The organism is Pseudomonas sp. C8002 (genome assembly GCF_013385765.1).
Classification (GTDB): Bacteria; Pseudomonadota; Gammaproteobacteria; order Pseudomonadales; family Pseudomonadaceae; genus Aquipseudomonas.
On record NZ_JACAPJ010000018.1, the window covers coordinates 47,477 to 61,760 of the forward strand.

Below are 14,284 nucleotides of genomic sequence, written 5' to 3' on the forward strand. Positions count from 1 at the left end.
ACGGCAAAAATGCCAAAGAGGAGCAAGGCTCCTCTTTGGCATTAGGGCTCAAACAAGTATCAAGGAAGCGGGACGGCAGTACCGTCGCAGAAAAAGCCATTCGTTCCACCTATCCGAACCCCGCGAACAAGAGGATGCGCTTCATCGGAAGGTAATGGTCCTTCGGGCAGGTTGATGGTGTACCAGATCCGCGCGGAGCCGGCCAGCCTTGCACCCGAGTGGGGCTGGATGGGTTTGTAGATGGTCTCATAGGGCCCCAGGAGCAACTCGAACCCAGAATTGATCATGGCTTGCGTGAGCGGTATGGAGTCCACACGACCCACTGCTGCCGGGACCGCTACCATTCCTGCATTGTCGCTGTAGCCCTGCCAGTGCAGCGTAACCACCATCCTCAGTTCAAAGTGCTCCGAAGACGGGATAAACACCACAACGTTTCCGGGAGGATTTTCAGGCCTGAACGTAGTGCAGTTGATCGCCCCTGCGTCCGACAGATGTCGTACCACCGGCGGGGCAAGCTCTTTAAAGTTGGCATTCACCGTCACCGTGGTGTCAGGGGAAAACTGGCGGTTGGTGCTGGCCCCTTGGGCAATGGTGTAGAACACCGTCTTGCGGCCATTGCCATGACGCTCAATGAAGCTCCACGGGATTGAGAGCGGAATCACCTGGCCAGCCGAGGCACCAGTCACCGGTTGGGTAGCAACGAGTTCGCCCGAATAGTAAAGGCGGATCGTAAAGTCGCTGGCATCCGGTGTGGGTGCCGTACTCCATAACGTTACCCGAGCAATTGCAGGCCGGTTGGCGTGGTCGCGCTCCAGTTCGTCGTCGGGGCCCTCGGTACCGGTTGCGTCCACCCCGTTCACGACTACGGGCAGCAGGTCATCGTTGATCGGGTCCGGGCCAATGGGAGTGGGGCCGACAACAAACAGGTCCAGGTTGACGGTGGTGGTCGGTGTCGCCGGGTTGTTGACAGACCGCCGCCGCACCACATAGGAAACGGTCAACGGCAATAGCCCTCGAGTGGCGCCATACAGGATTTCCAGCACCCTGTACGGAACGTAAACCTCCGCCGGGAAACGGCTGTTGCCCAGTGGCTGGGCCTCCAAGTTAACGGTGGTGATGCTTGTCCTCAATGTGACGAGGAATTCATCTCCATCGACGCCGCGCAGAAAGTTCGTATATTCAGGAATACGCACGATCATGCCGCCGTCCAGCGCAACGTCCGCCCGATCAATCAATACATCGCCGGGGGGTGAGGTTCGGCCAACCAGGGGGGCCAGCAGGTTCTCGGGCGCAGGAAACAGGCCCACGTCCATCTCGTAGGCAGTCGAAAGCCGCGCCCAATTCCCTGCCGCGTCGAACAACTCATACCGCAAATTGCGCAGGCCATCCGGATTGGCGTCAACCACGGATAATGGCAATGGAAAGCTCAGGTCCGCAGGCAGATTCCAGCGTGGCGAAGGATCGGGCGGGTTGGGTGCATAGGGCGTATCGGAGCCATTATAGTAAAGATACGCCCAATCGCCGTCTGCCCGACCATGCGCCACATAATCCGGGATCGTAAACACTGCAGACTCATTGGGCTTGCTTTCAAAGTAGTCGCGGTCGGCAGGTGTTGGCAGGTCGGCAGGCGGAATCGGCGCCGGCGGTGCATCGGGGGAAATGGCATACGGTGGTGTCAGGTCAACGACAACGGTCTGCGGATCTGATTCGGAATAGTTGTCAACGCCACGTACGTTAATTCCGTACTTGATTTGGTACCGCCCCGCGGGCCGCCGACCTTGAGCAATGTTCACCGGTGTCTCAGGCCCTGGGGCAACAACGGTGAAATTATAAATGGGCGTGCCCCACTCGGTGTCATCGAAATTTTTCCACCAAACAGTGACAATATCGTCAAGCGTCGGATGAGTATCGGCGTCAGGCCATAGTGGAATAGAGAAATTCAAATTCTCACGCAGGTTGTACTCCCGTGAAAGCAATCCAGGGTACCCAGGCACCTCACCTTCAAGACGACCATCAGGCAAGTAGTCAGCCGTATTGGCACTTCGATTCTTTGCATAGTTACGGATAAAGTCGAGCGTGTCCTTTTTCATTACGTGTCTCCAGATATTAAGACGAATTACATCTCACCCACACTTCCCTACCATTGACGTAGCCGTTCGCGTCGCGAGACAAAGCGCTTGCACGCCTATCACACGCCGACTATTCCCTGCACAACAACAAATACACCCAGTCCTTTAATCTTTGAGCAACGTTGCCTTTCCATCACTAGTGCAACTAATGACATCCCCGGGTTTACAAAACCCACCCGTTGGAAAGGTCAGGTCGACACGGATATGTCCGCTCCCCTTGACGTCTGGCCGGGAGTCACCCACCTTGCCCAGGTTGCGCCACACTTCGAAACTGGCGACAGCTGAACCGTATTCGCGCATAGGCTCCAGGGTCCGGTCGAACGGTTCCACCACAACTTTAATACCGTTATCAATATGGGATTGCAGCACCTGGATGGTTTCTTCGTATTCAGTGCCAGCAATAGGATCAACCCAGTTATTACGCGCATAGCCTTGCCAGTGAAAACGCACCTCGTCGTTAAGTTGCAGGCCGATATTGCCCGGAATCAACCAATGCACGCCATATAAAGGCGAAGGCGAAGAACAACAGGTCACATACTCGCTAGTCAGGGTGTGCTGAACTTGCGGAGGAGTAAAATCAATCAGCGCCGTCACATCGACATTCACAAAAGTTGGCGGCGACTGTTGTTCGTTGACCCCATTACTGGTGAGGTAATGGACCGGCAGACGTGGATTGACCGTCCCCTCGATCAGATTCCAGGGAATATCGGTAAACCACACCAACTGCCCTCCTACCTCCCCCAACTGCACGGGATGGCTGGCCACCGGGCCAACACCGTTCCAGAACAGACTGAGCAATTGACCCGCAACCGGATCTGCAAACAAAGGAACATATGCCTGGGCAGCCAGCCCACGATCCAGATGATTGAGCTGATTGGGAGTCTTGGAGCCGCGCCCTATCACCGTGACGCTGGCCAGGGTCGGGTTAAGCAATGCGGGCGCATTGGGATGGTCCTGGCCGGCAATCGTCAGGTCGACATTGAACCGTTCCGATAAGGAACGAAATGGAGGCAGGGCTCCGCGAATGATTTCGTAGCGCACCACCGCCGCTTCGGGAACCGGTACAGGCGCAGGCCCCCTGAGGGTCAGCCATGGAATTTCCACATCACAAGGGAAGCCCAGTACCGGCTGCGGGACTGTCGGACGGGCATTCCAATAGGCGATTACCTGGTCCCCCGGCGCCCAATCGTCGTAGGCGGGGTCAATGCGCATGAACACGCCACGACGTGCATCATCGCGCTTGATCAGGCCGTCGTCGTATGCCGGTGGCCGAATTTGCGGACGCGGCAAGTTGCTCGGCAACGGCGTCAGTGCCAGCTGAAACAGCAGTCCGGCACTCTGGCTGCTGAAATTGCCTGCCTCGTCAAAAATGCGGTAGAAAATATAGGCGTCACCGTTGTTCAACCTGCGAAAAATATCGGGGTCCACGTAAGCAACCAGCGGGTCTGAGGCTAACGCGATCACGTACTCGGCGTCCGCCGCGCTTAGCGGCGGGTTATCCCGGTTGGACAGGTAGAATTCAATCCGGTCCCTGTCCGAGCGCACGGTGTAGAACGGAATATTGAACGCCATCGGCACGTTATCGAGCAGGTATTGCTCATCGACGTTCGGGGTCGGGGCAACTACAAAATCCACAGTATCCAGAGGGTTCAGTAACTCAGGCGAATCCAGATCGATGGTGAGTGTTCTCCTGGGATTCAGCACACTGACGCCGCCAAAGGAGTCCTGAACCGTGTAGTAGAGTTGCGCGGTGCCGGAGCCCTCGTCAGTCAATCGTGACAGGGGCACCTCCAGTGAGATCACCGCTGGCAAAGGGGGTGGCGGGCCAAACACCTGCCGCGAATCAACCACCTCATCGACACCCGCCCACACCCAGCGGAGGCGCACGATGTGCGGCTCATCCAGCAGCGGCTCGGGTCGCGGGTTCCACATCGGAATGTTGACCTGCAGCGGGCCCTGCAGGCGCGAGCGCGGGATCACGCCCCGGGGGTCACCACTGTCGACGCCGGGTATGTCCATCGGGTCCAGCAACACAGTGCCCCCGTCGTCCGCGCCCAAGGGTTTGATCAGGTAAGTGGATTCAGAGACGTCAGACATGGGTTTAATCCTCAACACGGTGGACAGTGGCCTGCCGGCAGGCGGCGTGTGTATACCAAGTGGCGTTGAGAGAATTAAGCGCCCGATTCCTTCGTCCGGATACTGTCAGAATTAACAGGTAGACCCCTCCATTCGTCGCTTTTGCTCGGCCTTGCTGCCAGGGCGGTTACTGAGCAGCGCTTGACGAAATTTCCTACTTGGTGTTTCCTGAAACCGGTTTCAGCAATTGGTTTCGCCTTGGAACCCAGATAAATCCAATAAGAAAGGCCCGCCGCCGTGACTACTTTTTCCGCCGCCCAACGCAGCCGCGTGACCATGCTGGACGTCGCCGAGCGCGCCGGTGTGTCCAAGGCCAGCGTGTCGCGCTTTATCGGCGACGACCGTGCCCTGCTCTCCGATGCCATCGCCCTGCGCATCGAGCAGGCCATCGATGAGCTGGGCTATCGCCCCAACCAGATGGCCCGCGGCCTGAAACGCGGGCGCACCCGCCTGATCGGCATGCTGGTAGCCGATATCCGCAACCCCTATTCGATTGCCGTGATGCATGGCGTGGAAACCGCCTGCCGCCAGCACGGCTACAGCCTGGTGGTGTGCAACACCGACCGCGATGACGAGCAGGAGCGCCAGCACCTGGCGGCCCTGCGTGCCTACAATATCGAAGGGCTGATCGTGAATACCCTCGGCCATCACCTGGACCAATTGCTGGAACTGCAACGGGAAATGCCCCTGGTGCTGGTGGACCGCAAGGTCGAACCGCTGCACAGCGACCTGGTAGGGCTGGACAACCCGGTGGCGGTGCGCATGGCCGTGGAGCATCTGGAACAGCAAGGCTATCGCGACCTGCTGTTGGTGACTGAAGCCACCGACGGCACCAGCTCGCGGCTTGAGCGCCTGGACAGTTTCAAGGCGGAGATGACCAACCGTCCGACGTTGACCGGCGCCGTACTGGAGTTGGATGGCGAACTGGAACAGCGTCTGCAAAAGTTTCTAGGCAAATCCGGCCCCAAGGCGTTGTTCTGCGCCAACGGAATCGCGGCACTGGCCTGTACCCGTGCATTGAAAAATCTAGGCTGCGACCTGTTTGATGACGTAGGCCTGATCGCCCTGGATGACCTCGACTGGTACCCGCTGGTGGGCAACGGCATCACCGCCCTCGCCCAGCCCACCGAGGCCATTGGCGCCAGTGCGTTTGACTGTTTACTCAAGCGTTTGCGCGGCGATAGCCAGCCCCCACGCACCCTGGATTTCTTGCCACAACTGATTATCCGGGGCTCGACCCAATCCCTTGTGGGAGCTGGCTTGCCTGCGATAACGGTTTCTCCGGCGAAGCAGTAGGCGGCTGACCGCCGCCATCGCAGGCAAGCCAGCTCCCACACGTTTATGTTGCGAATAAAAATGAAACCGGTTTCAGAGGTCCATAACAATGCATAAATACCCCGTCTCCATCAGCCTTTCCAGTTACGGCGCCGACCTGGTCCGCCAGCAAGGCCAGTTGAGTTTCGTCGAGGTGCTGGCTGCCGCCGGCGCGCAACGCATCGAATGGCGCGAAGAGCTGCTGACCACCGAACAACCCCATGAGCTGGCGCAAGCTGCAGCCGATCAAGGCCTGGAGTGCGTGTTCTCATCGCCCCTGGAACTCTGGGTGGCCGGTCGCTCACAGCCCAATGCCGAACTGGCCGTCACCCTCGACCGCGCCCAGGCATTCGGCGCCCGCTGGCTGAAAGTCTCCCTGGGCTATTTCACCGACACCAACGACCTCGACAGCTTGAGCGCCCTGCTCAACCGGCATCCGGTCAAGCTGCTGGTGGAAAACGACCAGACCCTGCACGGCGGGCGCATCGAGCCGATGCAGCGCTTTTTCAACGAAATCGAGCGGTTGGCGGTGCCGGTGAAAATGACCTTCGATATCGGTAACTGGCAATGGCAGGACCAGTCGGCGACCACCGCTGCACGCCTGCTGGGCCGCCACGTGGATTACCTGCACTGCAAGGCCGTGGCCCGCCGCGCCGACGGCAAGCTGGTGGCTTTGCCGCCGGGCGCCGCCGACCTGCATCTGTGGGAACAACTGCTCAAGCACATGACTCAAGGTATTACCCGGGCCGTGGAATTTCCGCTGCAAGGCAATGACCTGGTGCCGGTCACCGCCCAGCAGGTCGCCACCCTCGCCGTCCTCGGCCAGCCCCGCGTGGAGAACGCACATGTCTGAGATCGATATCCTGTCGTTTGGTGAAACCATGGCGATGTTTGTCGCCGAACAGACCGGCGACCTGGCCCAGGTTGCCCAGTTTCACAAGCGTATTGCCGGCGCCGACAGCAACGTCGCCATCGGCCTGTCACGCCTGGGCTTCAACGTCGCATGGCTGAGCCGCGTGGGTGCCGATTCCCTCGGGCGCTTCGTGGTGGACACCTTGCAGAACGAAGGCCTGGACTGCACCCATGTGGCGGTGGACCCGCTGCACCCCACGGGTTTTCAACTCAAGTCCCGCGAGGAAGCCGGCGATGATCCGCAGGTGGAGTACTTCCGCCGTGGCTCGGCCGCCAGCCATCTGTCGGTCGAGGCGATCAAGCCTGAGCTGTTGCAAGCCCGGCACCTGCACGCCACCGGCATTCCGCCGGCGCTGTCGGACGCCACCCGCGACCTGTCGCGCCAGTTGATGACACAAATGCGCGAGGCCGGGCGCAGCGTGTCCTTCGACCCGAACCTGCGCCCGTCCCTGTGGGCGAACGAGCAACGCATGATCAGCGAAATCAACGCCCTCGCCTGCCTGGCGGACTGGGTGTTGCCGGGCTTGAGCGAAGGCCGCTTGCTCACCGGTTTTGAAGACCCGGCCGACATCGCCGCGTTTTACCTGGACCAGGGCGTGGAAGCCGTGGCCATCAAGCTCGGGCCCCACGGCGCGTATTACCGCACCCAGCTGGACCAGGGGTTTGTCGCCGCCGTGCCAGTGGCCAAGGTGGTCGACACGGTCGGCGCCGGCGATGGATTTGCCGTGGGCATGATCAGCGCGCTCCTGGAAAACCTGAGCTTCAGCGAAGCCGTGCAGCGCGGCAACTGGATCGGCAGCCGCGCGGTGCAGAGCCGTGGCGACATGGAAGGCTTGCCGTTCAGGACCGATCTGCCCCACACCCAGAAAGCCGGTTAATCAGCATCACCGAGTTACCTGTTGCCACAACTACAACAAGCTCAGGAGCAACCTTATGGAACCGTTGAAACTCGCCACCCGCCGTTGGTGGTACATCATGCCCATCGTGTTTATCACCTACAGCCTGGCGTACCTGGACCGCGCCAACTACGGCTTTGCCGCCGCCTCCGGGATGGCCGAAGACCTGATGATCACCCCGGGCATGTCGTCATTGCTCGGCGCGCTGTTCTTCCTTGGCTACTTTTTCTTCCAGGTGCCCGGTGCGATCTACGCGCAGAAACGCAGCGTGAAGAAGCTGATTTTCGTCAGCCTGATCCTGTGGGGCGGCCTGGCCACCCTGACCGGCATGGTGTCCAACGCCTACATGCTGATCGTGATCCGCTTCATGCTCGGGGTGGTCGAAGCCGCCGTGATGCCGGCGATGCTGGTGTACCTGTGTCACTGGTTCACCCGCGCGGAACGCTCGCGAGCCAACACCTTCCTGATCCTCGGCAACCCGGTGACCATGATGTGGATGTCGGTGGTCTCGGGCTACCTGGTACAGCATTTCAGCTGGCGCTGGATGTTTATCATCGAAGGTTTGCCGGCGGTGCTGTGGGCGTTTATCTGGTGGAAGCTGGCGGATGAAAAACCCGCCGACGCCAAATGGCTGAGCGCCCAGCATAAAAAAGACCTGGAAACCGCCCTCGCCGAAGAACAAGTGGGCATCAAGGCGGTAAAGAACTACGCCGAGGCCTTTCGCTCACCCAAGGTGATCATCCTGGCGCTGCAGTTTTTCTGCTGGAGCATTGGCGTGTATGGCTTCGTGCTGTGGCTGCCGTCGATCCTCAAGGCCGGCCTGAAAATGGACATGGTCGAGGCTGGCTGGCTGTCGGCGCTGCCGTACCTGGCGGCGGTGATCGGCATGCTGGCGGTGTCCTGGGGCTCGGACAAACTGCAAAAACGTAAACGTTTTGTGTGGCCACCGTTGCTGATCGCCTCCATCGCGTTTTATGCGTCCTACGTGCTCGGCGCCGAACACTTCTGGTGGTCGTACACCCTGCTGGTGATCGCCGGGGCCTGTATGTATGCGCCTTACGGGCCGTTTTTTGCGATCGTCCCGGAAATCCTCCCGGCCAACGTCGCCGGCGGTGCCATGGCGCTGATCAACAGCATGGGCGCCCTCGGTTCGTTCGGCGGTTCGTATCTGGTGGGCTACCTCAACAGCAGCACCGGATCGCCCGGCGCCTCGTACTTGCTGATGAGCGGTGCGCTGCTGGTGTCGGTGGTGTTGACGATCTTTCTCAAGCCCGGCGCCAGCGACCGCGAACGCGCCCCGCTGCAATCCCTTGAATTGAAGGTAAAGACCTGATGAAAAAGTCTGTCGTGCTCTACAAGAAACTCTCTGCACCGCTGATGGCCCGCCTGCATGAACAGGCCGAGGTCACGCTTATTGAATCGCTGGATGAAAGCGGCCTGGCCAAACTGCGTGAAGCCTTGCCGACCGCTCAGGGCTTGCTCGGTGCCAGCTTGCGCCTGGATGCCAAACTGCTGGATCTGGCGCCAAACCTTGAGGCCGTAGCCAGCGTGTCGGTCGGTGTCGACAACTACGACATCGACTACCTGACCGGGCGCGGCATCCTGCTCAGCAATACCCCCGACGTGCTGACCGAAACCACCGCCGATACCGGCTTCGCCCTGATCCTGGCGACCGCCCGGCGAGTGGTGGAGCTGTCCAATATGGTGCGCGCCGGCAACTGGAACCAGAACATCGGCCCGCTGCATTTCGGCAGCGACGTGCATGGCAAGACCCTGGGCATTATCGGCATGGGCCGGATAGGTGAAGCATTGGCCCAGCGTGGGCACTTCGGGTTCGGCATGCCGGTGATCTACCACAGCCACTCGCCAAAACCTGCAGTGGAGGCGCGGTTTGACGCGCAATACCGCAGCCTGCCGGACCTGCTCCAGGAAGCCGATTTTGTGTGCCTGACCTTGCCGCTGACGGCTGAAACCGAAGGTTTGATCGGTGCTGAAGAGTTCGCGTTGATGGGCCCGGAGACGATCTTTATCAACATCTCCCGAGGCAAGGTGGTGGACGAGGCGGCGCTGATCGAGGCGTTGCAACAGCGCACGATTCGTGCGGCGGGACTGGATGTGTTTGTGCGCGAGCCACTGCAGCATGACTCGCCGTTGTTGCGCTTGAGCAATGTGGTGGCGACGCCGCATATCGGTTCAGCGACTCATGAGACGCGGGAGGCGATGGCCAAGTGCGCGGTGGACAATCTGCTGGCGGCGCTGGCGGGTGAGAAGCCGAAGAACCTGGTGAACCCAGCCGCCTGGAAACACTGATTCCTGAAGCACCACAGAAGCCAATGTGGGAGCGGCGGTGCGACGATTCGACTTGCTCGCGAAGGCGGTGTGTCAGCCACCGAATGCATCAACTGACACACCGCTTTCGCGAGCAAGCCCGCTCCCACATTTTTGATCGTATTTCAGGTCAGATGACGAAGCGCGCCACCATCCCGTTCAAATCCACTGCCAGGCGCGACAGTTCGTGACTGGCGGCTGAGGTCTGGTTGGCACCCGCCGCCGACTGCGTCGCCAGGTCGCGGATGTTCACCAGGTTGCGATCCACTTCGCGGGATACCTGAGCCTGTTCTTCCGAGGCACTGGCGATCACCAGGTTGCGCTCGTTGATCAGGCTGATGGACTGGGTGATCTGCTCCAGGGCCACACCGGCAGCCCGCGCCATTTCCAGGGTGCTTTGGGTGCGCTGGTTGCTCTGCTGCATGGACTGCACCGCTTCACCCGTACCGCTCTGGATGCCGGCGACCATTTTCTCGATTTCCTGGGTCGATTGCGCCGTGCGATGGGCCAGGGCCCGCACTTCGTCCGCCACCACCGCAAAACCACGCCCGGCTTCACCGGCACGCGCCGCTTCAATCGCCGCGTTGAGTGCCAGCAGGTTGGTCTGCTCGGCAATCGCGCGAATCACGTCCAGCACCTTGCCAATGTCACGGCCCTGGGTGGCCAGGCCTTCGATCAGCACCGAGGTGTTTTGCACGTCCTGGGTCATGGTCTGGATCGCGCCGACGGTTTCCACCACTCGGTCGCGCCCTTCCCGCGCAGCCTGGTTGGACTGGCTGGAGGCCTCGGAGGTGGACACCGCGTTGCGCGCCACTTCTTCCACGGCGGCCGTCATTTCGTTGACCGCGGTGGCGGCCTGGTCGATTTCGTTGTTTTGCTGTTGCAGGCCTTTGGAGGCTTCTTCGGTGACGGCGCTGAGCTCTTCAGCGGCGGAGGCCAACTGCGTGGCCGAGCCGGCGATGTGCTGGATGGTCTGGCGCAGGTTGTTCTGCATCGCGGCCAAGGCGCCGATCAGGCGGGCCGGTTCGTCCTTGCCGTCGACTTCGATGGGCTTGCTCAGGTTGCCGCCGGCGATGGTTTCAGCAACCTCCAGCGCTTTGCGCAAGGGCGTCACGATACTGCGCGTCAGCAGCCAGGCCAGCAGTACGGTCATCAACGCAGCAATCACGGAGACTGCGATGATGCCAGTGATTGCATCCTGATAACTTTGCCCGGCCTCGGTGTCGGCCTGCTTCGCGTCAGCAGCGTTGATGGCGATCAGTTTATTCAACTGCTCGCCCATCTGGTCGGTGCCGTCCTTGATGCGGCTGTTGATCAGGGCGCGCATCTCTTCGACCTTGTTCTGCTGTGAAAAGGCAACCATCTCGGCCTGGGCCTTCAGATAATTGTCGAGCGTGAGGGAGAACGTTTTGTACAGCGCCGCCTCTTCGTTCCCGGCTGGCATGCCTGCATAAGCGGCCTGTGCCGTCTTGACCTTGTCCACCAGCACACCCATGCGGGTTTGAGCCTCATCCAGAGCCGCCGGCTCACGGTTTACCAGCACACGAAAAGAGAGAATCCGCAGGCGCAGGACGTTTTCGGTCATGGTCGCCAGATACCCGACGCTGGGCAGTTGGTTGGAGCCCATGTCGACCGATGCCTGACGAATCAGGGTCATGCGGTTCGCCGCAAACACCCCAAGAATAACGACAAGCAACGCGATGAAGGCGAAACCGAGAAAAGCTCGAGGTGCGATATTCAGGTTACGAAGGGACATAGGGGGCGCTCTTAGAAGTAGTGGCTGCGAGCATCCCTGCCGCGACACGGTCAGTGGGCGTCAACGCGCCGCTCTGACCGGCTGGCGCCACTGTTGTAATAGGTATGTGGGCCTATAAACGGTATCGGCCGGCTTGAGGATTTAATGGGGGATGTTTCGAAATTTTTTTTCACACTTCTGACAACTGGCACTTTCTGGCATCCTGCGCCTCCTTTTTCCTACCCGGGCCCGTATTTTGTCTGACACTCAAACCCCTCGCCCCCGTTATAAATCCGACCTGATCTACGGCCTCGACGACCGTCCGCACTTCAGCGCGGCGATATTTGCCGCCCTGCAGCACGTGCTGGCCAGCTTTGTCGGGATCATCACCCCGACGCTGATCGTCGGCGGCGTGCTGGGCCTGGAAAGCGAAGTGCCGTACCTGGTCAGCATGGCGTTGTTTGTGTCCGGGCTCGGCACCTTTGTGCAGGCCCGCAAGTTCGGCCCGGTGGGTTCGGGCCTGCTGTGCCTGCAAGGCACCAGTTTTTCGTTTATCAGCGTGATCCTCAGTGCCGGCTTCATGGTCAAGGCCCGGGGCGGCGGCACCGATGAGATCCTGTCGACGATCTTCGGCATCTGCTTCTTCGCGGCGTTTATCGAAGTGGTGCTCAGCCAGTTCATCGGCAAGCTGCGCAAGCTGATCACCCCGGTGGTCACCGGCACCATCATTACCTTGATGGGTTTGTCGCTGATCAAGGTGGCCGTCACCGACATGGCCGGCGGTTATGGCGCCAGCGACCTGGGCGCCGCCGGCAACATGGGCCTGGCGGCCCTGGTGTTGCTGACCATCGTGGTGCTCAACCGCTTCAACAACCCGTTCCTGCGCCTGGGTTCGATCGTGATCGGCCTGACCCTGGGTTTTGTGGTGGCCTGGTGGATGGGCCGCGTCGACCTGGGCGCCCTGCCCCAGTTGCCACTGATCAGCGTACCGGTGCCGTTCAAGTACGGTTTTTCGTTCGACTGGGTGGCGTTTATCCCGGTGGCGGTGATCTTCCTGATTTCGCCCCTGGAAGCCGCCGGTGACCTGACCGCCAACTCGATGATCTCGCAACAGCCGGTCAAGGGCCCGCTGTACATCAAGCGCATCAAGTCCGGCCTGCTGGCCGACGGCCTCAACTCGGTGATGGCGGCCACCTTCAACAGCTTGCCGATGGTGACCTTCGCCCAGAACAACGGGGTGATCCAGTTGACCGGCGTGGCCAGCCGTTATGTGGCGTACTTCATTGCCGGGCTGCTGGTGCTGCTGGGGCTGTTCCCGATGATCGGCGCGGTGTTGCAACTGATGCCCAAGCCGGTACTCGGTGGCGCCACGCTGATCATGTTCGGCACCGTGGCCGTGGCCGGGATCAAGATCCTCGCCGAAGCCGGCCTGCACCGGCGCAATGTGCTGATCGTGGCGATCTCCCTGGGCATGGGCCTGGGTGTGGCAGCAGTGCCGGAAGTACTGCGCGAGCTGCCCAAGGCACTGCACAACATCTTCGAGTCGCCAATCACCGTGGGGGCGTTCTGCGCTATCGTGCTGAACATCTTCCTGCCTGAGGAGTTCATAGAGTTGGAAGAAGATGAATTTGATCCGGAAGCCTCCACCCTCAAAGTGATGCAGGACCCGGACGTCACGAAATAGGAGAACCCGTTTTATGCGCAAGCTCATGGTTTTGTCACTGCTGCTGCTCACCCTGAGCGCGTGCGCGCTGTTTCCCAATCGCGACCCGGTGAACATCAACGTGGTGGGCATCGAGCCGCTGCAGAGCCAGGACCTGGAAGTGCGTTTCGCGGTGAAGCTGCGGATACAAAATCCGAATGAAACCGCGATCGACTACAGCGGCGTGGCCCTGGACCTGGAGGTCAATGGCCGGCCGCTGGCGTCCGGGGTGAGTGACCAGGGTGGCTCGATCCCACGCTTTTCGGAGACGGTGCTGACGGTGCCGGTGAGCGTTTCGGCGTTTTCCGTGTTGCGCCAGACCCTTGGCTTGAGCCAGACCCAGAGTTTGAATAACCTGCCGTACGTGTTGCGCGGGAAACTCGCAGGTGGCCTGTTCGGCACCATGCGTTTTGTGGATCGCGGGACCCTGGACTTTCCCAACACTGCCACTTGGTAACGACATGGATGCGCAACCTACGCTGTATACCGAACGGCTGATCCTGCGGCCGTTGACGCTGGAGGATGCCGAGGGTGTCCAGCAGCAATTTCCGCACTGGGAAGTGGTGCGTTACCTGAATGCCCTGGTGCCCTGGCCGTACCCGGCGGATGGTGCGCGCAGCTATCTGGAGCATGTTGCATTGCCGGCGATGGCCCGGGGTGAGGAGTGGCATTGGTCGATCCGCCTGAAAAGCGCGCCTGGGGTGTTGATTGGTAATGTCAGCCTGATGGATGAGGTGGACAACAACCGCGGCTTTTGGCTGGCGCCGCAGTGGCAGGGCCAGGGGTTGATGGCCGAGGCCAGTGCGGCGGTGACTGAGTATTGGTTTGAGGTGCTGGAGCGGCCTGTGATGCGCGTGCCCAAGGCGGCGCCGAACGTGGCGTCTCGCAGGATTTCCGAGCGGACGGGGATGCGGTTGGTCAGGACCGATGAGGGGCAGTTTGTCGCTGGGAGTTTGCCCAAGGATATCTGGGAGATTACCCGGGAGGAATGGCTGAGGAGTCGGCGGGGCTGAGGTGGGTTTTGGGTGTATATCCGTTATTTGGGTAACGGCTGATATGGGTTCCGCTCTTACAGCGGCTCACTTTTGAACAGCGCAAAAGTAAGCAAAACGCTCTTGCCCCACCACTCGGC

The 14,284-nt window shown here is 60.4% G+C and carries 11 protein-coding genes; 8 read left to right on the top strand and 3 right to left on the bottom strand.

Going from position 1 to position 14,284, the window contains the following annotated elements; all coding sequences use genetic code 11:
• Nucleotides 1–59: 59 nt before the first annotated feature.
• Complete coding sequence (locus tag HX814_RS23010) at nt 60–2,090, bottom strand: hypothetical protein (protein WP_177009631.1); 2,031 nt, start codon at nt 2,088–2,090, stop codon at nt 60–62.
• A gap of 144 nt (nt 2,091–2,234) precedes the next feature.
• Nucleotides 2,235–4,226, bottom strand: a complete 1,992-nt coding sequence (locus tag HX814_RS23015) for a hypothetical protein (protein WP_177009632.1) — start codon at nt 4,224–4,226, stop codon at nt 2,235–2,237.
• 276 nt (nt 4,227–4,502) lie between these two features.
• Here HX814_RS23015 and HX814_RS23020 point away from each other — a divergent pair, with 276 nt between their 5' ends.
• The 5 genes from HX814_RS23020 to HX814_RS23040 all read left to right on the top strand — a co-directional run bounded on the left by HX814_RS23020 (nt 4,503) and on the right by HX814_RS23040 (nt 9,697).
• Nucleotides 4,503–5,561 (top strand): LacI family DNA-binding transcriptional regulator, encoded by a 1,059-nt coding sequence (locus HX814_RS23020; RefSeq protein ID WP_003214073.1) that lies wholly within the window; start codon nt 4,503–4,505, stop codon nt 5,559–5,561.
• Between the two features lie 88 nt (nt 5,562–5,649).
• Nucleotides 5,650–6,432 (top strand): sugar phosphate isomerase/epimerase, encoded by a 783-nt coding sequence (locus HX814_RS23025; protein WP_177009633.1) that lies wholly within the window; start codon nt 5,650–5,652, stop codon nt 6,430–6,432.
• Nucleotides 6,425–7,369, top strand: coding sequence for a sugar kinase (locus HX814_RS23030; protein ID WP_087694383.1), 945 nt, complete (start codon nt 6,425–6,427; stop codon nt 7,367–7,369). Before HX814_RS23025 ends, HX814_RS23030 begins: the two co-directional genes overlap by 8 nt.
• A 55-nt stretch (nt 7,370–7,424) precedes the next feature.
• Nucleotides 7,425–8,720, top strand: coding sequence for an MFS transporter (locus tag HX814_RS23035; protein WP_003214078.1), 1,296 nt, complete (start codon nt 7,425–7,427; stop codon nt 8,718–8,720).
• Entirely contained in the window at nt 8,720–9,697 is a 978-nt protein-coding gene (locus HX814_RS23040) for a D-glycerate dehydrogenase (RefSeq protein WP_177009634.1), read from the top strand. Before HX814_RS23035 ends, HX814_RS23040 begins: the two co-directional genes overlap by 1 nt.
• A gap of 148 nt (nt 9,698–9,845) precedes the next feature.
• Here the strand turns inward: HX814_RS23040 and HX814_RS23045 are convergent, their stop codons facing one another.
• Complete coding sequence (locus HX814_RS23045) at nt 9,846–11,471, bottom strand: methyl-accepting chemotaxis protein (RefSeq protein WP_177009635.1); 1,626 nt, start codon at nt 11,469–11,471, stop codon at nt 9,846–9,848.
• A 235-nt stretch (nt 11,472–11,706) separates the two neighbouring features.
• On the opposite strand from HX814_RS23045, the gene HX814_RS23050 reads away from it, so the two are divergent.
• Genes HX814_RS23050 through HX814_RS23060 form a run of 3 tightly spaced genes read left to right on the top strand, consistent with a single transcriptional unit; the run spans nt 11,707 to nt 14,165 of the window.
• Nucleotides 11,707–13,134: a nucleobase:cation symporter-2 family protein gene (locus HX814_RS23050; RefSeq protein ID WP_008431217.1), complete on the top strand. Its 1,428-nt coding sequence runs from the start codon at nt 11,707–11,709 to the stop codon at nt 13,132–13,134.
• A 13-nt stretch (nt 13,135–13,147) separates the two neighbouring features.
• The gene (locus tag HX814_RS23055; RefSeq protein ID WP_003214086.1) at nt 13,148–13,609 is read left to right on the top strand and encodes an LEA type 2 family protein; all 462 of its coding nucleotides are present in this window, start codon (nt 13,148–13,150) and stop codon (nt 13,607–13,609) included.
• Between the two features lie 4 nt (nt 13,610–13,613).
• On the top strand, nt 13,614–14,165 hold the full coding sequence (locus tag HX814_RS23060) for a GNAT family N-acetyltransferase (protein WP_177009636.1): 552 nt from the start codon (nt 13,614–13,616) through the stop codon (nt 14,163–14,165).
• Nucleotides 14,166–14,284: the final 119 nt, after the last annotated feature.

Bases quoted from the DNA above. Each gene is read 5' to 3' on its own strand.
- HX814_RS23035 (WP_003214078.1), top strand. From the start codon at position 7,425: ATGGAACCGTTGAAACTCGCCACCCGCCGTTGGTGGTACATCATGCCC.
- HX814_RS23010 (WP_177009631.1), bottom strand. From the start codon at position 2,090: ATGAAAAAGGACACGCTCGACTTTATCCGTAACTATGCAAAGAATCGA.
- HX814_RS23030 (WP_087694383.1), top strand. From the start codon at position 6,425: ATGTCTGAGATCGATATCCTGTCGTTTGGTGAAACCATGGCGATGTTT.
- HX814_RS23055 (WP_003214086.1), top strand. From the start codon at position 13,148: ATGCGCAAGCTCATGGTTTTGTCACTGCTGCTGCTCACCCTGAGCGCG.
- HX814_RS23060 (WP_177009636.1), top strand. From the start codon at position 13,614: ATGGATGCGCAACCTACGCTGTATACCGAACGGCTGATCCTGCGGCCG.
- HX814_RS23025 (WP_177009633.1), top strand. From the start codon at position 5,650: ATGCATAAATACCCCGTCTCCATCAGCCTTTCCAGTTACGGCGCCGAC.
- HX814_RS23045 (WP_177009635.1), bottom strand. From the start codon at position 11,471: ATGTCCCTTCGTAACCTGAATATCGCACCTCGAGCTTTTCTCGGTTTC.
- HX814_RS23040 (WP_177009634.1), top strand. From the start codon at position 8,720: ATGAAAAAGTCTGTCGTGCTCTACAAGAAACTCTCTGCACCGCTGATG.
- HX814_RS23015 (WP_177009632.1), bottom strand. From the start codon at position 4,226: ATGTCTGACGTCTCTGAATCCACTTACCTGATCAAACCCTTGGGCGCG.